General features: G+C 63.2%; 17 protein-coding genes. 9 read left to right on the top strand and 8 right to left on the bottom strand.

Translation table 11 applies throughout. The features are described 5' to 3' along the window. The first annotated feature begins 117 nt into the window (after window positions 1-117). Window positions 118-1,221: an NnrS family protein gene (locus H4I92_RS05140; RefSeq protein WP_077529588.1), complete on the top strand. Its 1,104-nt coding sequence runs from the start codon at window positions 118-120 to the stop codon at window positions 1,219-1,221. Between the two features lie 197 nt (window positions 1,222-1,418). Here H4I92_RS05140 and H4I92_RS05145 read toward each other — a convergent pair whose 3' ends face one another. Further along, window positions 1,419-2,483, bottom strand: coding sequence for a DUF3530 family protein (locus H4I92_RS05145; protein ID WP_077529589.1), 1,065 nt, complete (start codon window positions 2,481-2,483; stop codon window positions 1,419-1,421). An 83-nt stretch (window positions 2,484-2,566) separates the two neighbouring features. On the opposite strand from H4I92_RS05145, the gene rpe reads away from it, so the two are divergent. After that, window positions 2,567-3,244, top strand: a complete 678-nt coding sequence (gene rpe, locus H4I92_RS05150; protein WP_077531664.1) for a ribulose-phosphate 3-epimerase — start codon at window positions 2,567-2,569, stop codon at window positions 3,242-3,244. Continuing rightward, complete coding sequence (gph, locus tag H4I92_RS05155) at window positions 3,241-3,927, top strand: phosphoglycolate phosphatase (RefSeq protein WP_245800851.1); 687 nt, start codon at window positions 3,241-3,243, stop codon at window positions 3,925-3,927. The genes rpe and gph overlap by 4 nt, the downstream gene beginning before the upstream one ends. Before the next feature lie 6 nt (window positions 3,928-3,933). Here the strand turns inward: gph and H4I92_RS05160 are convergent, their stop codons facing one another. From H4I92_RS05160 to H4I92_RS05175, 4 genes are all read right to left on the bottom strand, one after another. Beyond that, window positions 3,934-4,698, bottom strand: a complete 765-nt coding sequence (locus H4I92_RS05160; protein ID WP_077529591.1) for an ABC transporter permease — start codon at window positions 4,696-4,698, stop codon at window positions 3,934-3,936. Next, window positions 4,695-5,663 carry an ATP-binding cassette domain-containing protein gene (locus tag H4I92_RS05165; protein WP_077529592.1) on the bottom strand — a complete coding sequence of 323 codons (969 nt, stop codon included), beginning with the start codon at window positions 5,661-5,663 and terminating at the stop codon, window positions 4,695-4,697. Before H4I92_RS05165 ends, H4I92_RS05160 begins: the two co-directional genes overlap by 4 nt. Window positions 5,664-5,737: 74 nt before the next feature. Further along, window positions 5,738-7,888, bottom strand: coding sequence for a TonB-dependent siderophore receptor (locus H4I92_RS05170; RefSeq protein WP_077529593.1), 2,151 nt, complete (start codon window positions 7,886-7,888; stop codon window positions 5,738-5,740). A 108-nt stretch (window positions 7,889-7,996) separates the two neighbouring features. Next, window positions 7,997-8,965 (bottom strand): helix-turn-helix transcriptional regulator, encoded by a 969-nt coding sequence (locus tag H4I92_RS05175; RefSeq protein WP_077529594.1) that lies wholly within the window; start codon window positions 8,963-8,965, stop codon window positions 7,997-7,999. 208 nt (window positions 8,966-9,173) lie between these two features. On the opposite strand from H4I92_RS05175, the gene H4I92_RS05180 reads away from it, so the two are divergent. Further along, window positions 9,174-10,064, top strand: a complete 891-nt coding sequence (locus tag H4I92_RS05180) for a sirohydrochlorin chelatase (RefSeq protein WP_077531665.1) — start codon at window positions 9,174-9,176, stop codon at window positions 10,062-10,064. 59 nt (window positions 10,065-10,123) lie between these two features. On the opposite strand, the gene H4I92_RS05185 is transcribed toward H4I92_RS05180, so the two are convergent. Continuing rightward, on the bottom strand, window positions 10,124-10,441 hold the full coding sequence (locus H4I92_RS05185; protein ID WP_077529595.1) for a DUF3301 domain-containing protein: 318 nt from the start codon (window positions 10,439-10,441) through the stop codon (window positions 10,124-10,126). Window positions 10,442-10,528: 87 nt separating this feature from the next. On the opposite strand from H4I92_RS05185, the gene H4I92_RS05190 reads away from it, so the two are divergent. From H4I92_RS05190 to H4I92_RS05210, 5 genes are all read left to right on the top strand, one after another. Further along, window positions 10,529-12,262 carry an IucA/IucC family protein gene (locus H4I92_RS05190; RefSeq protein WP_077529596.1) on the top strand — a complete coding sequence of 578 codons (1,734 nt, stop codon included), beginning with the start codon at window positions 10,529-10,531 and terminating at the stop codon, window positions 12,260-12,262. Further along, complete coding sequence (locus H4I92_RS05195) at window positions 12,255-13,232, top strand: GNAT family N-acetyltransferase (RefSeq protein WP_218668148.1); 978 nt, start codon at window positions 12,255-12,257, stop codon at window positions 13,230-13,232. The genes H4I92_RS05190 and H4I92_RS05195 overlap by 8 nt, the downstream gene beginning before the upstream one ends. A gap of 12 nt (window positions 13,233-13,244) precedes the next feature. Further along, window positions 13,245-14,963, top strand: coding sequence for an IucA/IucC family protein (locus H4I92_RS05200; protein WP_077529597.1), 1,719 nt, complete (start codon window positions 13,245-13,247; stop codon window positions 14,961-14,963). Beyond that, a complete protein-coding gene (locus H4I92_RS05205; protein WP_077529598.1) occupies window positions 14,960-16,303 on the top strand; it encodes a lysine N(6)-hydroxylase/L-ornithine N(5)-oxygenase family protein in 1,344 nt (447 codons plus the stop codon). Before H4I92_RS05200 ends, H4I92_RS05205 begins: the two co-directional genes overlap by 4 nt. Window positions 16,304-16,376: 73 nt before the next feature. Next, entirely contained in the window at window positions 16,377-18,593 is a 2,217-nt protein-coding gene (locus H4I92_RS05210; protein ID WP_077529599.1) for a TonB-dependent receptor, read from the top strand. Window positions 18,594-18,649: 56 nt separating this feature from the next. Here the strand turns inward: H4I92_RS05210 and fhuB are convergent, their stop codons facing one another. Both fhuB and H4I92_RS05220 read right to left on the bottom strand, forming a co-directional pair. Next, a complete protein-coding gene (gene fhuB / locus H4I92_RS05215; RefSeq protein WP_143512607.1) occupies window positions 18,650-20,653 on the bottom strand; it encodes a Fe(3+)-hydroxamate ABC transporter permease FhuB in 2,004 nt (667 codons plus the stop codon). Continuing rightward, on the bottom strand, window positions 20,653-21,570 hold the full coding sequence (locus tag H4I92_RS05220; RefSeq protein ID WP_077529600.1) for an ABC transporter substrate-binding protein: 918 nt from the start codon (window positions 21,568-21,570) through the stop codon (window positions 20,653-20,655). The genes fhuB and H4I92_RS05220 overlap by 1 nt, the downstream gene beginning before the upstream one ends. Window positions 21,571-21,584: the final 14 nt, after the last annotated feature.

Raw genomic sequence — 21,584 nt, forward strand, 5'->3', positions numbered from 1 at the left:
AATCCGTCTGTGACCGTGCGCACCATCTTACCGGGCAGCTGAACTGCGGGGAACCGGATTGCGGGCTCCACCAATAACATTTATATTTATTGAATCTTTTAGAGAAATGGAACCAGCATGCCTCGTAGCCGCGGAAAACGCCTGAAAAGCCACCGCTTTTTCTTTCCAGCCGCCTCCTTCTACGCGGCCATTGCCCTGCCCCTGTCCATGGCGGCGATGCTGGCTGGCTGGAGCTGGACGCCGGGTCTGGCTGGCAGTCACCACGGCCACGAAATGATTTTCGGTTTTGCCCTGGCGGTGATCGCCGGATACACCCTGGGCCCCCAGCCCATACGCTGGCTGGCGCCACTGTTCGGGCTCTGGCTCACAGCCCGCTTCGGCTACGCCCTGGCCCCCGGGTTCTGGTTCAGCCAACTGCTCAGCCCGGCGTTTGCGCTACTGCTGGCCTGGCGGGTCGTGCCGCGCTTCAACGCCGCCAAGAAGTGGCGTAACCGCATGCTCGTGCCACTGATGGTGAGCCTGTGCGGCCTGCCCCTGCTCTGGCTGGTCCTGCCAGCCATACCGGTCCCAAGGGCCACCACGCTGCTGCAGACCGGAGTAACCCTGCTCCTGCTCCTGATGACCTTCATGAGCGGGCGCCTGATCGCGCCGGCAGTGACGGGAACCCTGGAAAAGCGTGGCATCACGCAGGAGGCGCGGGTTCAGCCGCGGATCGAGGCCGCACTGATCCTCCTGCTGGGACTGGCGGCCGCCCTGACCCTGCTGTCACTGCCTCTTGTGCCGGTGGGGAGTCTGCTGCTGGCAGCCGCTGTCCTGATCCTGATCCGTACACTACGCTGGCGGCTCTGGCTCTGCCTGGACCGTCCGGATCTTCTGGGGCTGGCGCTGGGAACGCTGTGGCTGGCGGCCGGCGCCCTGGGCATGGGGATGACACAGCTGCTCGGCCGGGACCCATCGGCACTGCTGCACCTCATCACTGTGGGCGCGCTGGGAACCCTGACCATTGGGGTCATGCTGCGGATCCATTATCACGCCATCCGCCGCCAGCCACCGCCATCAGGCATTCTCATCGCCACCCTGACACCCGTAGCCGTGGCGACGCTGGCACGACTGGCGGCAGGGCCAGTCCCCTGGAACATGCCGGGACCGCTTTGGACGGCGGCCGCTGCCTGGTCACTGGCCTACGCCATCACCGCGGGGGTACTGCTCCTGCGCTCATAATATTGCCCATAAAGATTTATGTGAGTAGCATCAAATAAATAACACCGGAAGGGGAGGACAACAATGCCAGCAACCCGCCACCCCATCAGTGCTCTCCTGGCCATGGCGGCCATTCTGATGACCACATCCGTTCAGGCAGAGGACGTCACCTCGGATCTGAACCCGTAACCCCGAGGGCTCAATGCCAATGGCGCCGGTTACTGCCCGCCCGCTGACTTCAGGTCATCGGAGAGCCACCCCCTGATCCGTGCGGACACCCGCCGCTGCTCACGCGCCGCCCCACCTCCGGGGATGGGAACAGCGGACTGGGTATAGGCCGAAAAACCGCCCCGCCGGGCGGCGGCCGAGCGCTGCTCGGCCCGCCCGGGCTCAAGACCCCGGTCGTACAGATCGAGAATGGGAACGCTGTAGTCCTCACCCAGCTCCGCGGCCAGTCCATCACTGAACGGAGGCCTCAGCCGGGCATTGATCCACACCATGCCGAACTGGCCCGGCGGGAAGGTGGCCCCGTTGGCACTGGCGTAGCGCAGAACAAGATCCGCCCCGTCACCAATACCCACAAGCGCCATCGGACCAACGTCCTCGTTCCGGAGGGCCTCAACCGCGGCGGCAAGACGGTCCGTAGCCCGCTGTTGCCAGTCATCACCACGCTCTGGTGTGGCTGAGTCCCCGGCGACCCGGAGCGTAATATCCGGCGGGTCGGCCTCCTCCCCGGCCTGATCCCCTCCACTGCTGCCATCCCCTTCCGTGTCATTGCCGTTCTGGGGCGCTCCATCGCCATCATCGCCCTCACTTCCTTCGCCAGCCGGAACAGGCTCCAGAACCCGCTCCGGCAGGTCCTGCACCGGCTCAGACGGCTGCGCGATTGAAAGGGTCAGCCAGCCGGCATCGGTGAGCTGCGTGCGCACCGCCCCCGCTACGCCCTGGTCAGGGGACTGGCCGGAGGGCGCCACAACCAGGACACCACCGTGGCGCTCAGACGTAGCCTCCCGCTTGAGAAGGCCCGTGAAGGCGTTTTCACCCTGCCCCAGCTCAAGCGCCTGATCCGGATAGAGCGAGGCCAGCGACCCGCCCGCATGATCCGGGCCGAAATGGACCATGGTAATGCTGGGCGGCTCAACCCCCTGTTCGTCCCCATCACCCCCTGCATTCCCCTCGCCTTCCGGGGCCTGTCCAGCGTTCTCCTGCTGACCGATGGCCGGCACGCCAGCCACACCAAGGCAAAGACCGATCAGGGCGATGGGTAGGGAGCGACGGAACACGGAACCTCCTGTGGTATGGAATGAGCCGGAAGCGTTAAACTGCCGCCTTTCGGAACAGTCTATCAACAATGGCGGATCTTCCCATGAACGAGCCCCTCATCGCGCCCTCCATCCTCTCAGCGGACTTCGCCCGGCTGGGCGAGGAAGTGGACAACGTCCTGGCCGCAGGTGCGGACATGGTCCATTTCGACGTGATGGACAACCACTACGTTCCCAATCTCACCATCGGCCCCATGGTCTGCGAGGCGCTGCGCAAACACGGCGTGACCGCCCCCATCGACGTGCACCTCATGGTCAAGCCAGTGGATGAGCTGATCCGCCTGTTCATCGACGCCGGCGCCAGTTACATCACCTTCCACCCGGAAGCCTCGGAGCACATCGACCGCTCCCTGCAGATGGTTCGCGATGCCGGCCTGAAAACGGGCCTGGTCTTCAACCCGGCCACGCCACTGCATTACATGGACTACGTAATGGACAAGCTGGACATGATCCTGCTGATGTCCGTGAACCCCGGCTTCGGGGGCCAGTCCTTCATCCCGGGCACCCTCGACAAGCTGCGCGAGGCGCGCCGGAAGATCGATGCCAGCGGTCGCAACATCCGCCTCGAGGTAGACGGCGGTGTGAAGGAAGACAACATCGGGGAGATCGCTGCAGCGGGCGCGGATACCTTTGTTGCCGGTTCCGCCATCTTCAAGAAGGACGACTACAGCCGCATCATCACCGATATGCGGGAACGGATCGCCGAGGCCCGATCAGCGTGAACGGCGCCGAGCTCCCCGATACGCTGCTGCTGGATCTCGACGGCACCCTGGTGGACAGTGCCCCGGATCTTGCCGCCGCCGTGGATGCCATGCTGGCGGATCTGGAGCGCCCGCCAGCCGGTGTTGATCAAACCCGCCTCTGGGTGGGCAACGGTGCCCGCAAGCTCGTGGAACGGGCCCTGGCGGATGCCTTCGACCCTGCCGCGCCCGGAGACTCGGCGTTTGTTCACCATGCCGAGGGCCTGTTCTACAGGGCCTACCACACCTGCAACGGCCATCACAGCGAGCTTTACCCCGGCGTCATGCGTTTTCTGGAAGCAGCCCGGGGGCGGGAGTCCCATCTGGCCATCGTCACCAACAAGCCCGCCGAGTTCACGGAGCCACTGCTGGAACGGCTCGGCATCGCCCGTTACTTCGGGGCCACTGTCAGCGGCGACAGCCTGCTCGGTGACGACGGCACCGTCATCCGCAAACCCGAGCCGGCCCACCTGCAGCTGGCGCTCGACCGGCTCGGCGCCTCAACCGGCAGCGCCTGGATGATCGGGGATTCCGGTTCGGACATCCTCGGGGCACGCAATCTCGGCATTCCGAGCGTGGCGGTCACCTACGGGTACAGCCAGGGGACGCCGGTCGCGGATTACGGCCCGGATCGAATCGTGAACGACCTGACGGAACTGCTCTAGACGCTTCTAGCTGCGCGCCAGCCGCCGGTTCAGGGCCCAGAGCGACAGGGGCGCGAACACCACGGTGATCGTCCCGGCCCACACCAGGGACCACAGTGCCGGCTCGAGCACCGGCCCGCCACTGAGCAGCCCACGGGACGCCTCCGCCAACAGGGAGACCGGGTTCGCTGCCACCACCGCCCGGATAAACGGCGGCAGCGTGTCCAATGGCACGAAGACGTTGCTGAGAAAGGTCACAGGGAACAGCGCCGTGAACCCGAACAGCTGCACGTGTTCCGGATCCCGCGCCACCACGCCCACCAGCACCATGATCCAGGACATGGCGAAGGCGAACACCAGCAGCAGGGCCAGCATTACCAGCACGCCACTCACCGGCGCGCCCAGCCGGAACCCGAGCAGGAAGCCCACCACCAGCAACAGCAGGACACACCAGGCCTGCTTGACCATATCCGCCAGGATGCGACCGGCGAGTGGCGACCAGCGCGCAATGGGCAGGGCCCGGAAGCGGTCGAAAACCCCTCGGGTGAGGTCCGTGTTGAGCCCGTGACCTACATAAACGGTCACGAACACCAGGTTCATCACGATCACGCCGGGCAGGATGAAGTCCAGATAGGCCGCCGTGGAGCCCGCGACCGCACCGCCGAACACATACAGGAACAGCAGCAGGAACAGGATCGGCTGGATGCTGAAGTCCATCAGTTCCCAGGGATTGCGGCGCAGCTGAAGCAGGGAGCGCCAGGCGAGGGTCAGGGTCTGCTGGAGGCTGCTCACGGCGCCACCTCCGCATCATCAGCCGGCGTCTCGACGCTGGCGTGGCGACCGGTCAGTGTCAGGAAGACATCATCCAGGCTCGCACCACGCAGCGTCAGCTCCCGGGCCACGATACCGGACTCATCCAGGCGCCGGACCACGGCCGGCACCAGTGCCGGGTCGCTGGCCGGAACCTGCAGCCGGGCGCCGTCCACCTCGGGCTCGCGCCCCACGATCTCTGTCACGATCGACAGTGCGGTCGCCAGGTCCGATTCCTGCTCCGGCGCCAGCACCAGGGTCTGCCCGCCGATGCGCGCCTTGAGCTGATCCGAGGTGCCACTGGCAATGACGCGCCCCTGGTCGATCACCACGATCTCATCCGCCAGGCTGTCCGCTTCCTCCAGGTACTGGGTGGTGAGCAGCACTGTGGTGCCCTGGGCTACGAGCTGGCGGATCAGGTTCCAGAGATCCAGGCGGGCGCGCGGGTCGAGCCCGGTCGTGGGCTCGTCCAGGAACAGGATACGGGGTTGGCCCACCAGGCTCGCGGCCAGGTCCAGGCGTCGGCGCATACCACCGGAATAGGTCTGGACGGGCCGATGGGCCGCGTCCTCCAGGCCGAACTCCGCCAGAAGTTCGCCCGCCCTTGCCCGGGCATCCCGCCGGGAGAAGCCCAGCAGGCGGGCAATCAGGATCAGGTTCTCGCGGCCGGTAAGCTTCTCGTCCACGGAGGCGTACTGGCCGGTGAGCCCGATACGCGAACGCACCGTGGCGGCCTCAGTGACCACATCGAAACCGTCTACCCAGGCCTGCCCGGCATCCGGCGCAAGCAGGGTCGCCAGAATCCGGACCGCCGTGGTCTTACCGGCGCCGTTGGGGCCCAGCAAACCGAAAACGGTGCCACGCGGCACGCTCAGGTCGATCCCATCGAGCGCCCGGGTGGCACCGAATTGCTTGACCAGGCCTTCGGCGCGAATGGCGTCATCCATAGCCGCTCTTCCCATACGGTGCAAAGCGGTTAGGATACCTTTCCCACGTCCGAGGCAACAGGTCCGAGCCTGTCTCAGAAGTCGTAGGTTACCTTAGCCTCGACACTCCGCTCAGCCCCGTAATAACAGACCGACTCGCTGTAGCATGAGCCAACGTATTCCTTATCGAACAGGTTCTTGGCGTTCAGGCTGGCTGTCACCCCTTCCATGCCCATGCTCGTCAGGTCATAGCGCAGGTTGGCATCGACCAGCGTGTAATCGGGCACTTCGAGTGTATTGGCCTCGTTTGCCCAGCTTTCGCCGATGTACCGGAGGCCGAGGGCGGCATCCAGCCCCTGGAGCGGCTCACTAGCGAACGCATAGGAACTCCAGATCGATGCCATGTGCTGCGGCGTAGCAACCGGTGTTTTCCCTTCGTTTCCAGCGCTGGACTCCTCGACCGTGACATCGGTGTAGGTGTAGCTCGCCATCGCGGACCACCCTCGTGTCAGCCAGGTAGTGGCTTCCAGCTCCACTCCTTCGGACCGGGTCGATCCGACCGGCCGGTAAGCATTGATATCCCGGATGTAGTTCGCCACATTGTCCTGATCGATCCGGAACACCGACGCGCTATAGCGATCCCGGGTACCGGTAGGCTCATACTTCAGTCCTGCTTCGTACTGGCGGCCTTCCGTGGGTTCGATGAGATCGCCATCCTCCCCGACGTTGCTGCTTGGATTAAAGGATTCAGAGTAGCTGATGTAGGGCGCCATGCCATTATCAAACAGATAGAGCAGCCCGGCACGACCGCTGAACTTCGACTCATCCAGCTCTTCATCGCCACTGACACCAGTCAGCAGGGTCTCATACTCGTTCGCTACATCGACCCAATCATGACGCCCACTGAGGGTAAGACGCCATTGGTCCAGTGCCACCTGATCCTGAATGTAGATTCCCGTCTGTTCAAGCTGACGATCATTATCCTGGAATGGGTTGATGTCACCCGTGTTGCCGTACTGTGGATCAAATGGATTGATGGAGGGGAAGGTGGAACTGTAGTCGGGATTATAACCGGCCGTCCAATAGGCCTCCGTATCAACATGCTGATAATCGAGCCCGACCAGCACCTTATGCTGACTTTCTCCAACGCCAAAGTCCGCGACCAGCTGGTTATCCACGGCCAGGGAATCAAGCGACTCGTCCGCACCGAAATACGTACGCTCCAACTCGTTCCCCTCCCAACTCTGGCCCATGAGATTAGGCTCCGCATAAACCTGGCCGTACTGGGTATCAATGTCCATATAACGCAAGTTCTGCCTTGCGGACCAGGTGTCATTGAAGCGGTGCTCAAGCTGATAGCCCAGCATCATCTGTTCCCGATCGAATTCCTCGAGAGAGGGCTCTCCCTCAAAAAAGTCATTTGGGATGGTCCGGCCATTTCTAGGCTCCAGCGTCCCTTCTGCAGGCAGGGATCCGTAGTAGCCGCCTTCCGGATCCTTTCGGAACTGGGACAGCAGGGTAAGGGTCGTTGAATCCGTCAGATCCACAGTCAGTGACGGTGCGAGGGAGTAGCTCTCCTCTTCCACATAGTCCCACTGGGTATCCGATTGCTTGACGCGGCCCACCAGACGATAGGCCGCTCGCCCGGAATCACCAACCTCATTGCTGAAGTCAAAGCCCAGGCTCCTGTGGCCCTGGGTCCCCACGGACGCCTGGACCTGGTATTGCGGGGTGAAGGTAGGCCTCTTACTCGTCATAGCAACCAAACCACCGGGTGCGGAGCGCCCATACAGCACGGAAGAAGGCCCTTTCACCACCTCAATGCTCTCGAGGAGGTAAGGGTCAACCTGCATGATGCTGTAGGTTCCCTTGTCGTTCAGAACCTTGAGGCCGTCCAGGTACTGGTTGTCCGTACTGTCACTGCCAAAACCCCGGAGCTTGATCGCATCATACCGACTCGCCGTCGCCCCATACTGGTTGGTGAATACACCGGCGCTGTAGCGTGTCGCCTCCTGCACACTCTGGGAACCCTGTTCCTCCATCTGCTCGCGAGTGATTGTGGAAATGGACTGGGGCGTCTCCACAAAGGGGGTCTCCGTCTTAGTCGCCCCCTGGGGTGCCGTGATTTCCAGCGTCTGCAGAACGCCAATGTCAGCCTGGTTTTCCTGTGCACCAATTGGCAGAGCCGACCCGGTCCCGGCGACAGCCACCGCTACGGCAACCGATAATCTGGAAGGATGAACCATACAGCAAGCCTCTCTTAATCTTTAAACAACTAATGCGAATTATTCTCCTTTAGATCCATAAAAAGGTATTCGGCGTGCCAGATCATCTATGCGACTCGCCAAAACTGCTCAGGTCAGGTCCTTGGGCGATACCCCGAAATAGCGACGGAAAGCTGTCGCGAAGTTGGACGCATACCGGTAGCCACTGCCGTGGGCAGCCTGCTGGACGCTGTAGCCCTGCTCCAGGTGACGTCGACCCAACTCCAGCCGACACTGGCGAAGGTAATCAAATACCGAGGTCCCGTAAGTAGCCCGGAACTTGGCACGCAGGCCGCTTGAGCTCATTGCGGCCCGCTGGGCAAGATCCTCGAGGGTATAGTGCTCTGTCGGCGCGAACGCCAGCAGCTGCCTGACCGACTCAAGCCGCTTCTGCTCATGGGAAAGGGGCACTTGCCGTAGCGGGCCGCCAGCGTCGTCTCCGTCAAGACCATACGCTGCCAGCTGTAGCGCCAGCCCCTCGAGAAAGAGCTTCTTCTGGAGCACGGCCAGGGATGATACCAGGCTCTGCTCAATGGGCTGGATCAGCGCGGCAGGAATGCGCCAGAGATGGAAGGGATGCTGGATGTTGCGGAGGAGCGCGCTCAATGTCGGGCTGACAGTGCCCGTACTCCCTGCGGCGACGGGATCGAAGGCCAGTGTCAGGGTCTTCAGGCGTTGTCCGGCCGGCTGGAATGCTTTAAGCGCGTACTCCGGACACAATTGGAGACTGACTGCCATGCCGCCCTCCAGCTCCCGGGAAATGGCACCAACCGAAATACTGACACGGCCCTCAAGCACGATGACGATCAGTAGGGGAGCATGGCCCAGTGACTCCGACTCATAAGACTGGAAGATGTCCAGCTCGGAACGGGTGAAACGGAATCCGGAAGGCAGTGCTGTCTCGGTGATGCTTCCCCGGGCCACGGTCACGTCCGTATCCGGCCCACCGGGAGATGGCGTGCCGGGAAACCGGTAATCAATGCCGTAATGCTTGCCGAATGCCAGGAAATCCCTGATCCCGAAAGAGCGTGACGGCTGACCACTGGATTCAGGTTGCATGAGAGAGACCCTTGCCGCGCAAGCTCGGTATCGTAGCAGAAACTACTCAGAGAAAACGAACGATAACAATTTACATCAAAGAATCTCAAAGTACAGGCTCTCTGCTCCCGTCGCCGTCCGCCTGCGGTATTCACCGTCGACGCAAAGCCACGTGATAGAGTCTGGCAGAGCAATGATCACCAACCGGACCGATAACGTATCAACGCCCATGAAAATAGCTCGGAATCCAGATAGAAGCTTGGTTTTTCTCGTCGACAACGGGTCAGTGCGCCCTGGCGCCACCCTTAACCTGCGTCGGGTGGCGGCGGCACTCAGTGAGCGCACCGGCATGCCCGTGGAAGCCCGCTCCCTGCTGCACTCCAACAAGGTACCGGCCGAAAAGCTGGATGGCATGCCCGCCTCAACGCTTGGTCCGGCCGCGACATGGCGAGCTGAGGAGGGGGTGAAAGACATGGTGATTCTGCCGTTCTTCTTCGGGCCAAGCCGGGCACTCAGCGGTTACCTGCCGGAGCGGCTGGGCGAGATGCAGGAGGTTCATCCGGAAGTACGGGTACGGGTTGCCTCGCCTCTCGTCGATCTGCAGGCACCAACAGATCTGCGACTCGCGCGCATTCTGCGTGACGGAGTGGAAGAACAAATCCAGCAGCTGCCCACCGGCTCAAAACCAGCCGTTGTCCTGGCAGACCACGGCAGCCCGATCCCGGAAGTAACCGCCGTGCGTAACGTTGTTGCCGGCCAGCTGGCGACGCTTCTCGAGGACCGCGTACGCAGTGTGACACCCGCCTCGATGGAACGACGGGAGGGCGACGAGTACCGGTTCAATGAACCGTTGCTGGAAAACCTTTTGGACGAGCCCGGTTTCAACGATGGGCCTGTAATCGTCTCGATGCTGTTTCTCTCACCCGGGAAACATGCTGGCGAGGATGGCGATGTGGCCACCATCTGCGCCGATGCCGAAGCCCGCAACAGCGGGCTGGCAACCCGCATCACGCGCCTGGCCGGCGAGCACGACGGCATCCTGGAGATACTGGCGGACCGGCTGGAAGAGGCCATCAGCGGTGAGCACTATCTGCTGGATCTGCCTCCAAGGGGAGCCTGATACACCCCGCGCGCGCCGGACGCGAAAGGAGGGTCAGGGCACGCTGCCCTGGCGAGCTTTCAAAACCGGTGCGGCTCGAATTCCACCGACTCGGTGCGCTCGCCCAGCAGTACGATCCGTCCCCGATAGCGGCCCTCGCCGGTGGCTGTAAAGTCAAAGCTGAACGTTCGGCGTAACCGCAACCGCCCCTGCTGATCCCTCTTCAGGCCCAGCCCGCTCAGGCACACGCTCTGGTCCAGAAGGTCCACGTCCGCGCGTTCACAGGCCCGCCTTGCCGCCTGCAGGGCCAGCTCCTTGGTGCCAAGGGCCCGCCACCAGTACCAGCCCCCAAACCCAATGGCAAAAAAGATCGACAGGGTTGTTAGATCGAGCTGCATTTCCGCCTTAAACCTAAAATGTTATTTGACAATGATTCCTATTCGCTAATAGGTTAAAGGCCATCGCAACCGTACCCGAGGTTACCGATGCGCCATAATCCCTCACTGAACGCGTTCTTCAATGCCCTGATCCGCGAATGGGCGATCGCGCGTTATCACGAACCCGCCGCTACCGCAGACCAGGGCTACTTCGAGATACAGGGCTCCAACAATACATCCCTGCTCGTTCCCTGTCGCTTCCGGGCCCGGACCGGCCGCCACCTGCTGGCCGACCCCCTGCTGTTGGATCACCAGGGAGAGCAGCAGCCAGTCTCCTTTGAAAAGGCCGTGGAATGGTGCCTGGGCCTCGAACCGCTCCGACGGGAGGCCCCCGACCATGCCCTTGAGGCGCTGCAGCAACGGGTCCATGCAAGTTACGAAAACCTCGCCGCCGCCCAGGAGGCCCGGAACCCCGATCTCGAACACCTGTTCCGGGCACCACTGAGCTTTATCAAGGCCGAACAGGCCCTGTTCAGCGGTCACTCCATCCACCCCTGCCCCAAGGACAGGGGCAACATGGACAACAGAGACGCCCGGCGCTACGCACCGGAGTACGGCTCCCCATTTCCCCTGGTCTGGTACAGCGTGGACCAGGAACACCTGTTCCGGCGCGACGCGGAGGGGGTCGGTTCTACCCATGGGGCTGACACTCTCCTGGAAACCGAACCACACGCAGATCACCTAAGGGCCCGGATCCCCAGTGGTCACTGCCTACTCCCCTGCCATCCGTTCCAGCACCGGCAATGGCGGGCATCCCTCGAGCTGGCGCCAATGCGCGAGTCTGGTGCCCTCCGGTACCTGGGCGAAGGCGCCCCCCAGTGGTATGCCACCTCGTCGTTACGCGCCATTTACTGCGAATCGTCACCCTGGATGCTGAAATTCTCAATGAGTGTATGGCTCACCAACTCCAGACGGCATCTGCAACCCGAGGAAGTGGTACGCGGTGCCGAAATCTGCCGGGTTCTGGACAGCGGGCCCGTCCGGGAATGGCTCGAACACAGGCCGTGCTTCGAGGTATTGCGGGAACCCATCGCCGCCGGCATCCGGGGCCCGGAGGGCCAACCGCTGACGGAAACCCTGGTTGTCTGGCGGGACAACCCGTTCCATGGCCGCGCAGCCGGCAATACCGAGGTACTCGCCACCCTGCTCCAGGACGACCCCCGCAGCGGCGAATCCCGTCTCTCACAGCGGCTCTGGCAGGCGGGCCTGGACAGCCATGGGACCCATGAGTGGTTCCGGTGCTACCTGGATGTGGCCGTGGCTCCCCTGCTGGAAGCTCAATCCCGATTCGGCATTCTCTTTGGTGCCCATCAACAGAACCTGGTGCTGGGACTGGACGGGATCTGGCCCAGAAAACTGTTTTTCCGGGACTGCCAGGGTACGGCCTTCACCAGCCTGGCGTCACAGCGCCTGGGGGAAGAGCTTGGCAGCCTGGCTGAGGACAGCGAAAACCTGTTGCCGGACGAGCTCGGCATCCGACTGTTCTGCTACTACCTGTTCATCAACGCCACCTTCAATGTCATCGCATCCCTGGCGGCAGGGCAGCTCACCAGCGAATCCGGGCTCATCCGGACGCTGCGCGACTGGCTGCAGGCGCGTCTCGACGAGCAGCCACCGGACGACCGGGCAATCCGTTACCTGCTCGAGAGCCCTGAAGTCCACGCCAAGGGCAACTTCCTGTGCACGCTCCGGGCGCTGAACGAGAACACCCTGAGCGACGTCTTTTCCATCTATCACCCCCTGGACAACCCACTCTACACGGAGGCCGAATGCCATGTTTGAGAGCAACCCAAGGATCAACCTGACTGCCAGCACCGGCGGTGATCAGGTGCAGCTGGAAACTGGCGGCCAGACCTGGCAGCTTTCCCTCAGCGATAAGGGAAGACACTGGACAGTGACCGGCTGGGAAGGCTCTGTCCCGGAGCCCAGCCTCGTCTACCCGATGCTCGACCGGCTGTTTTGTGGTCTCGAGCTCGACTCACTGGCCCTGACCGTCGGCATTGCGGAACTCTGCTCACTGTGCCACCCCGCATGGCAGGTTGAGGAGGACGGCACCCACCGTATCGACAGACCCACCTTCTACCAGATCCGGGAAGCCTGGCTGACCCCGGCCCTGTGGCCGGTTATGCCGGAAGTTCCTGAGCAAACCGGCGAGGTCGTTCACCCCCGTCGGCCCACGCTTCCCGATACGATTCTCTACCGACGCTACCATCCGGGCCTGGACAGGGTTCTCGAACTGCGCCCAGCCACCGTTGAAGAGGATGGAGAACGCTTCCACCGCTGGCAGAACCTTCCCCGGGTGGCCCGCTTCTGGGAATACCCCTTCAGCCGCGAACGACTGGACGCCATGCTCGATGAACGACGTGCAGCGGCCAACAGCTTTCCACTGATACTGGAAGCTGATGGTGACCCGGTGGGGTATTTCGAAACCTATTTCGTCACGGAGGATCGCCTCGGCCCCTACTGCAGCGCCGGCCCGTTCGATCAGGGCGTTCATGTGCTGATCGGCGAGGACCGCTACTGCGGGGATGGCCAGACACCGGTCTGGCTCAACACGATCAGCCATTACCTCTTCCTGACCGACCCCCGTACCACAACCCTCTATGGCGAACCGGATGCCGGTAACAAAGCCATGCTCAGGCAGCTCCAGCACCTCACCTGGAGCAAATGCTACGAATTCGACTTCCCTCATAAGCGCGCCGCCCTGGTCGCCACGGAGCGCGACGCGTTTTTCCGTGAAACACGACTCTAACGGGAGCCGATAATGGAAAGAGAAACCATATGGAACCGGACCAATCAGAGGCTGATGGCCAAGATCATCGGTGAAACCAGCTACGAGGGATGCCTCTCGCCAGAGCCCACCGGCAATGGACGCTATCGCCTGGCCCTCGGGGGGCATGACTACGGCTTCCAAGCCCGCTGCAGTTGTTGGGGGTGGTTGCGGGTGGTCCCGGAAAGCCTCACCCGGGACGGCCGCCCCGCCACGAACGCGACCCAGCTGGTGGTGGATGCCCAGCACTCCCTGGGCATGACCGACATCGTGCTCGCCAACTTCCTCGAGGAACTCCAGAACACCCTGGCCGGGGACCGCATCCAGCAGGAACGGCTCGCCGGCTTAACAGCCGAGCAGATGCTGGAGCTTCCCGCGACGGAGCTGGAGGGGCTTCTGGACGGCCACCCCAAACTACTGGCCAACCGGGGCCGCATGGGGTGGAGCCAGGCGGACCTCGAGGCCTACAGCCCGGAGGCGGGCAACCGCTTCCAGTTGCGCTGGCTGGCCGTGGCCCCCTCGTTGGCAGGCGCCCATGCAGGAAGCCCACCACTCGAACAGTGCCTTGAAAGCGGCGAACACGCTGCTCTGGTCAGGGGCTCCGGCGGAGCCGGGCACTGGCCCCTGCTCCCCGTGCACCCCTGGCAGTGGGATCACCGGCTGCAGCCCCAGTACGGCGATGCCCTGGCCAGGGGCCTGATCCGCGATCTGGGCGTGCACGGCCACTGCTACCAGCCCCAGCAGTCGCTGCGAACCCTGAGCAACACCAGTGTGCCCGGCAACTGCGACCTCAAGCTGGCCCTTACCGTCCTGAACACCTCTTGCTACCGGGGTATCCCGGCAGGCCCCATCGCCCTGGGGCCGGAGCTTTCCCAATGGTTGTGGGAACAGAGCCGGACGGACCCCGAGCTCGCACGGTCAGGACTGGAAGTCCAGAGGGAACTGGCCGGCAGCCACATTCCCCACCCCCAGCAGTCCCGGATCGCGGGTGCCCCCTACCGCTATCATGAGATGTTCGGCGCGGTCTGGCGCGAAAGCCTCACCGCCAAGACCGCTTTGGGCGAACAGCCCATGCTGATGGCCACACTGATGCAGTGCGACGGCCAGGGCCGCTCCCTGATCGCCGCCCTGATCAGGCGCTCGGGGCTGAGTCCCGAGGTCTGGCTCAGCCACCTGTTCGACCGTGTGACGATACCGCTCTACCACCTGCTGTGTGCCTACGGCATCGGACTAGTGGCCCATGGTCAGAATCTGGGCCTAATACTGAAGGACGCCATTCCCCAACGCCTGGCCCTCAAGGATTTCCACGGCGACCTGCGTTGCGTGGATCAGCCGATGCCGGAACAGGCGGGCATGCCGGCGCATCTTCTGGAAGGGCTGATGCGCCTGCCCCCGGAATACCTGGTGCATGACCTCATCACCGGCCATTTCGTCACCACTCTGCGGTTCATCTCACCGCTGCTGGAAGACGAGATGGGTTTTCCGGAGACCCGCTTCTACAGCCTTCTGGCCGAGCGCCTCCGTGCCTACCAGCAACGTCACCCGGAACTGAGCGAGCGCTTCCAGCGGTTCCCGCTGCTGCGCCCGACCCTGGAGCGGGTCTGCGTCAACCGGGTGCGGTTCCGGCTCGGGTACGAGGACCATGCCGAACGCCCCAGTGCCGACCTGGGTGTGCCGCTGAGTAATCCCCTGCTGACAGGAGAGACGCCATGAACAAGCCACTGGATCTTGCCGGACTGGGCATTGGCCCGTTCAACCTGAGTATCGCCGCCCTGTTGCGGGAAGTCCCACAACTGCGCACGGCCTTTTTCGACCGCAAGCCCCAGTTCAACTGGCATCCGGGGATGATGCTGCCGGGCGTCCGCCTGCAGACCTCCTACCTCAAGGACCTGGTCACCGGGGTGGCCCCCTGGAGCCCGAACAGCTTCCTGAACTACCTCGTCCAGCACGGCCGCTTCTACGCCTTCATGAATGCCGACCTGCCCGCGGTGAGCCGCGCCGAATTCGCGGACTATATGGCCTGGGTGGCGGACGGGCTCGATAACCTGCATTTCGGCCACAACATCCGGCACGTCGATTTCGACGGGGATCTTTTCCATGTTCACTTCCAGGAAGACGCGGAACCGATCCGGGCCCGTAACCTGTGCCTGGGGACCGGAAAAATCCCGGCCATCCCGGAATCCTGCCGACCGTGGCGAGGCGATGACTGCTTCCACAACATGGAACTGACCCTGCGCCAGCCCGATGTCACGGGTCAGTGCGTCACCATCGTCGGCGGCGGCCAGTCAGGGGCGGAAGTGATCCTGAGCCTCCTGCAGGGCGACTGGGGGCGCCCGGAGCGCATTCACTGGCTTTCCCGCAGGCCGAACTTCGAGCCCCTGGATGAAACCCCCTTCACCAACGACTATTTCACGCCGGCCTATGTGGACACCTTCCATGGACTGCCCGAGTCGCAACGACTTGCCCTGGTCCGGAACCAGAAGCTGGCCTCGGACGGCATATCCCCAGACACCCTTGAGGCACTCTATCAACGTCTCTATGAGCACCGCATAGCCGGTGGTTGCTCCCCCCTGGTGGTGCTGCAGCCGCACCGGACCCTGGAAGCCATGACGGGGCCGGCCCCCTACCGGCTTGCGTTCCATAATGGTCTCAATGGCGCCCGGGAGCACATCCAGACGGATCGGATGATCCTGTGCACCGGCTTCGAGTCACGACTCCCGGACTACCTCTCCAGCGACCTCAGACAGAGACTGGAAACGGACAGCCAGGGTCAGCTGAAACTCGATTCGGACTTCCAGGCCCGATGGGACGGACCCTCAGGTCGCCATGTCTACGCGGTTAATGCCGGCCGCCATTCCCACGGCATCGCCGACCCACAGATGAGCCTAATGTGCTGGCGCTCGGCGCGGATCGTCAACCATCTCGCCGGCGACACGCTGTTCCCGGTAACCGGAAGGGTGGACCTGGTCGACTGGAGCGGCGAAGAGACCCTGGGTGACCCCGTGGAATCGAACCGGGAATCCCTGCTCGCCATGCTCAAAAATGACTTTTGATAATCATTTGCATTACCGTTGCCATCTGTTAACCTCCCCAACCCGCGTAACCCGACAATCAGGAGTGTTTGCCATGCGCCAATCCAACAGACTATCCCGAACGCCCCTCGCAGCCCTGTGCATGACAGGGATCGCGATGGGGACCGCCCCTCTGGCGTTCGCACAGGAACCGATGGGCTCCCTTGACGAGCTGGTCGTTGTGGGCAACCGGGCCCCCTCCCAGATCAGCGAAGTCCCGGGCACGGTCTGGGTTCTGGAGGGCGAGGAGCTGCAGCGCCAGTTCGACAGTGGCCAGAGTCTCAAGGACACACTGGGCAAGCTGGTCCCCGGCATGGACCTCGGCACCCAGAACCGCACCAACTACGGCCAGAACCTGCGCGGGCGCAGCGTGCTGGTCATGATCGACGGGGTCTCGCTCAACTCCTCGCGGGGCGTGAGCCGCCAGTTCGACAGCATTGATCCTTTCAACATTGAACGCATTGAAGTGCTTTCAGGCGCCACCGCCATCTACGGTGGCGGCAGCACCGGCGGCATCATCAACATCATCACCAAGAAGGGCGAAGCCGGCGATCCGCAGTTCGAGACGGAAGTGGGCGCCACCAGCGGTTTCAACAACTCCAATGACCGGGACCTGCGGGCAGGCCAGTCCATCAGCGGCGGCACAGACTTCGTGAAGGGCCGTCTCGCCGTGGCGGGCCAGGACAACGGGTCCTTCTACGACGGCAACGGTGACCCCATCCTGCCGGACATCACCCAGACGGACCTGCAGTACAACCGCACGCTCGACGTCATGGGCAATCTGCAGTTCGAATTCAGTGACACCCAGAGCCTGGACCTGACGGCACAGGTGTACAACTCCAAGTTCGACGGCAACAAGGGTCTTTACCTTGGCCAGAACCTGTCACGTCGCGACAACCCGGAAATCCGTAACGGCTTCACCACCGACCGTGAGCCTGAATCCGACCGGTACTTGGTGAACGCCTCCTATCGCGATACCGATTTCCTCGGCCATACAGCTTACCTTCAGGCCTCAACCCGCAACGAGGAGCTCAGCTTTCACCCCTACCCAGGCCGACTCGCGGATGACCCGGATACGCCCATCACCGAAATGCCGTATGTGGGAGCCTCCAAGCAGAACACCGAGCAACACGCGCTGAAAGCAATGCTCGTCAAGGAACTGGGCGATGTGCAGCTGACCTATGGCCTGGATCTGGACCGGGAAGACTTCGACGCCAACCAGATGATCTTCGACCTCAACCAGGCACTGGCGTCCGGGCTCCTTGTGAACGAGGCCAGCTACACCACCCCGCGCTATCCCAGCTATCGGGTGGATGGTACAGCCGGTTTCCTGCAGGCGGAATGGCAGGCGACAGACCGGCTCAAGCTTGATGCCGGCGTCCGTCACCGGCGCGCAAGCCTGGAGGTCAGTTCCTTTGTGCCCGTACAGCAGCGGGTCAATATTGAGAACGGCATCGGCTCCTCCGCTGAACCGATCCCCGGCGGCAAGAATGACTATGAAATCACACTGTTCAATGCTGGTGCGATCTACAGCCTGACCAACGACCAGCAGATCTGGGGCAGCTTCAGTCAGGGCAACGAGATCCCCGACCCCGGCAAAGTACTCGGCGAGGGGCAGTACGGCCTCTCCGGGAGCGGCCAGTACCAACTGACCGACTTCCTGAACCTCGACAACAACAACCTGCCGGCACTGAAAACCAACCAGGTGGAATTCGGCTGGCGTCGTCATACCCCAGAGTGGGACGCTCAGGTCGCGACCTACTACACATGGTCCGATAAGGATACCGAGATCACCGACCGGCTGACGGTGGATGTCGTGGATTCCAAGACCCGTGCCTACGGCCTTGAAGCCAGCGGCACCTGGCGCCTGACCCCCCAATGGCAGATTGGCGGCACTGGCCATTACGTGAAATCGGAAACCAAGCAGGACGGCGACTGGCAGGACCAGACCGTTACTGACGCAAGCCTGCCCAAGGCAACAGCCCATGTCCAATGGGGTGATGATGACACCAGCGTCCGCTTCCAGGGCGTGCACGCCTTTGATATCGATGACGCCCAGGGCAACGAGATTGAAGGTCCGACAACCTTCGACCTCCAGGGCACACAGCGTCTCCCGGCCGGCGAGCTGACACTGGGCATCAACAACGTGTTCGATAACCAGTACACCACTGTGTGGAGCCAGCGGGCGAAGCTGTTCTACGGTCTGCCCGAGGTTACGGACTTCAAGGGCCGTGGCCGCACCTACACCCTCTCCTACTCCATCGAGTACTGAGCCCCAAGGCCAACCCCCGGTTCAGCCGGGGGTTCCCTCCTTCCCGTATTGCTGCTCTACCCCAGACGCCGCCGCGTCAGCAGAAAGATGAAGTAACTCCCCCCGATCAGAGCCGCCATCAGACCGGCAGGCAACTGGTCCGGGTAAAGCAGCGTCCGGCCCAGCCAGTCGGAAAGCGTCATCAACCCCATTCCCACCATAGCGGCCAGTACCAGCTGGGGAAGAACCCGCCTTGCTCCCAGAAGGGCTGCCACATGCGGCGCCAGCAGGCCGACGAAAGCCACCGGTCCCATCAGCGCCGTTACCAGCGCACAGAGCGCGCACACCACCAGCAGCAACACCAGCCGGGCCCTGGCCACATTCACGCCGCGGGCACGGGCCATTGGATCCCCGATGGAGATCAGCGTCAGCCAGCGATTGAATACAACAACCAGCATGACCAGTCCCGCCACCCCGGCCGCCAGCATCAGAGCCCTGTCGGCAGAGGCCCGGTACGTGGATCCGGAGAGCCACCCCAGAATGATGTGGGCGCTCTGCGTGCCCTGGGCCAGAACAAAATGCACCAGGGCTTCCATCAGGGCCGCGAGCGAAATCCCCACCAGGATCACGATCCCGGGTGCGTAATGGGACCGCCGCCCCACGATCAGCAGTACGACCAGTACCACCAGGCTGCCCAGGAAGGCGACCCCCGGCCCGGCGTGGTAAATGGAGGTGCCGGTCCAGACGGTAAAGACAACCAGCGCGAGCGTTGCGCCGGCGGACATCCCCAGAATATCCGGGCTGGCAAGGGGATTACGGATCAGGCGCTGAAGGATCAGGCCGGCAACCGCCATACCCACACCTGCCGCCGATGCGGTCAGCAGGCGTGGCGCACGCAGCGACCAGATCAGCTCCGAGGGCCAGGCAAAGGGAAAACCGGACAACGGCTCCATGGCGCCCGGCGTATAGGTCAGTGTCAGGGCAACCAGACCGAGCAACAGGCTACCGGCCACCGTCCATGTCAGCCAGGTTGTCCGGCGTGCGCCCTGGGGCAGGGCCAGTGCGGTCTGGTCGCCATGGCTCAGCTTGCGGTGGGCGAAAATCACCAGGGCCGGCGCTCCCACCATGGCAGCTGCGGTGCCGCTGGGCACCAGTTCACCGAACCAGTCGCCGGCCGCCTGGGCCAGCGAATCCGTAGCCAGCAGGAGCACCGCCCCGAGCAGTGCACTGTAGGCGAGCTCATCCCCAGCACGGCGTGCGCCCATGGAGCGGGCGATATTGGGGGCGATCAGACCCAGAAACCCGATGATCCCTACAGCGGTGATGCTGCTGGCAAGAATCCACAGAGCGCCGATGAGCAGCATGACCAGTACCGGCCCATAACTGAACCCCCGGCCCCGTGCGCCCGCCTCCCCCAGCCGCATCAGCGTCAGGGGCCGGGGCGCCAGTGCCAGCATCAGCGGCAGAACCAGCAGGCGGGGCCAGAGCCACTGCACCCAGTTCCAGTCATTCTGGGTAAGATTGCCGGCCCCCCAGATGAAAACCCCCTGGGCCGCCTCCTGGTTCAGCAGGATGATGGCCGAGGCGGCCGCTCCCATCAGCAGGTGAGTCGCCATGCCGGCAAGGATCACCGGCAACCCGCCGATGCCATTGCGGCCGGCAATGGCCAGGACCAGCCCTACCGAAAGCATCGCCCCCACCATGGCCACCAGTGCGCGCTCATCCGTTGCCAGCGCCGGCAGCCAGACACTGGCACCGACCAGTGCCAGCCAGGCGCCGGACGAGGCGCCCACCGTCAGCGGTGATACGAGAGGATTGCGGGTAACCTGCTGGAGGAGACTGCCCACGGTCCCGAGCACGGCCCCCACCATGATGGCGAGAAGAGCCCGTGGCAATGCGGTGTAATAGAACCGGACCTGGTCAAAGCCACTGGGCTGGCTCCCGGTGATCAGCCGCCACTGCTCCGCCAGCCCCAGGTCACCGTCGAGCTGAAGATGGCCCAAAACCAGCGCCAGCATGACACCCAAGCCAAGCACATAGCGGGGCCACGCTGTTGCCAGCAGAGACGCCGCGGCGTGCATCAGGGCTCGATGGTCAGCAGGGCATCCGTCATGTTCTCAGCCAGGTAGCGGAGTGACATGGCACCCCCATAGACCCAGCTGGTATCCACCGGCGCCACGCGCCCGGCTTCAACCACCGGCAACGCATTCCAGAGCGGCTTCTCCAGCAGGTCCCCCGCCAGCACCGTGGGCTTGAAATAAAGCAGCACATCCTCCTGGTTAAGCTGGTTCAGGTCGGCAACTTCCCTCTGGGTCTGCCCCCACTGGCTCGCTGGCTGGGGCATGGCCGACTCCAGGCCCAGCTGGCGGAGCGCGTACCAGGGCATGGCATTCCTGCCGAACACCCGCACGACCGTAGGGCTGGCAAAGCCGACGCTGGTGACTTCCGGCAGCTCATCCCCGAAGTGATCACGGATCCGGCCGCGCAGCCAGATGAACCGGGCCTCCAGCATGTCGAGCTGGTGCTGCGCACGGTCCTCGCGTTCGAACAGGCGCCCCATCTCGAGGAATATCTCGCGCGCTTTTTCCGCATTGCTGTGGTCCTTGCGGAAGGCGTCAAAGAACAGCACCGGCGCAACCTGGCTCATCTTGTCGGCCAGCCCGGCCTGGTCGGTGGACAGAACGATCACATCCGGCTCCAGGTCCGCAATGCGTTCCATGTTGGGTTCCGAGCGCTTGCCCACATTGACCACCGACTCCGGCAGTTCCGGCTGCGCCACCCACTTGCGGTAACCAGCCACATCCGCCACACCCACGGGTTCAATGCCCAGCTCCACCAGGTTTTCCGCCATGGACCAGTTCAGGGCCACCACGCGCTCCGGAACCGACTCGAACCTCTGTTCGCCACGGCTGTCCGTTACGCTGACCTCCGCATGGGCGGTTACTGTCAGGCAAACGCCCAGAACCAGGGTGAGGCACTGTTTCAGTTTCGGATCCATGAGTGAAGCAAACT

Source organism: Vreelandella halophila, assembly GCF_019903425.1.
In the GTDB taxonomy this organism is placed as follows: Bacteria; Pseudomonadota; Gammaproteobacteria; order Pseudomonadales; family Oleiphilaceae; genus Halospina; species Halospina halophila.

Excerpts from the sequence above, each read along its gene's own strand:
- H4I92_RS05140 (WP_077529588.1), top strand. The coding sequence starts at position 118 with ATGCCTCGTAGCCGCGGAAAACGCCTGAAAAGCCACCGCTTTTTCTTT.
- rpe (WP_077531664.1), top strand. The coding sequence starts at position 2,567 with ATGAACGAGCCCCTCATCGCGCCCTCCATCCTCTCAGCGGACTTCGCC.
- H4I92_RS05165 (WP_077529592.1), bottom strand. The coding sequence starts at position 5,663 with ATGGATGACGCCATTCGCGCCGAAGGCCTGGTCAAGCAATTCGGTGCC.
- H4I92_RS05170 (WP_077529593.1), bottom strand. The coding sequence starts at position 7,888 with ATGGTTCATCCTTCCAGATTATCGGTTGCCGTAGCGGTGGCTGTCGCC.
- H4I92_RS05175 (WP_077529594.1), bottom strand. The coding sequence starts at position 8,965 with ATGCAACCTGAATCCAGTGGTCAGCCGTCACGCTCTTTCGGGATCAGG.
- H4I92_RS05180 (WP_077531665.1), top strand. The coding sequence starts at position 9,174 with ATGAAAATAGCTCGGAATCCAGATAGAAGCTTGGTTTTTCTCGTCGAC.
- H4I92_RS05185 (WP_077529595.1), bottom strand. The coding sequence starts at position 10,441 with ATGCAGCTCGATCTAACAACCCTGTCGATCTTTTTTGCCATTGGGTTT.
- H4I92_RS05190 (WP_077529596.1), top strand. The coding sequence starts at position 10,529 with ATGCGCCATAATCCCTCACTGAACGCGTTCTTCAATGCCCTGATCCGC.
- H4I92_RS05195 (WP_218668148.1), top strand. The coding sequence starts at position 12,255 with ATGTTTGAGAGCAACCCAAGGATCAACCTGACTGCCAGCACCGGCGGT.
- H4I92_RS05200 (WP_077529597.1), top strand. The coding sequence starts at position 13,245 with ATGGAAAGAGAAACCATATGGAACCGGACCAATCAGAGGCTGATGGCC.
- H4I92_RS05205 (WP_077529598.1), top strand. The coding sequence starts at position 14,960 with ATGAACAAGCCACTGGATCTTGCCGGACTGGGCATTGGCCCGTTCAAC.
- H4I92_RS05210 (WP_077529599.1), top strand. The coding sequence starts at position 16,377 with ATGCGCCAATCCAACAGACTATCCCGAACGCCCCTCGCAGCCCTGTGC.
- fhuB (WP_143512607.1), bottom strand. The coding sequence starts at position 20,653 with ATGCACGCCGCGGCGTCTCTGCTGGCAACAGCGTGGCCCCGCTATGTG.
- H4I92_RS05220 (WP_077529600.1), bottom strand. The coding sequence starts at position 21,570 with ATGGATCCGAAACTGAAACAGTGCCTCACCCTGGTTCTGGGCGTTTGC.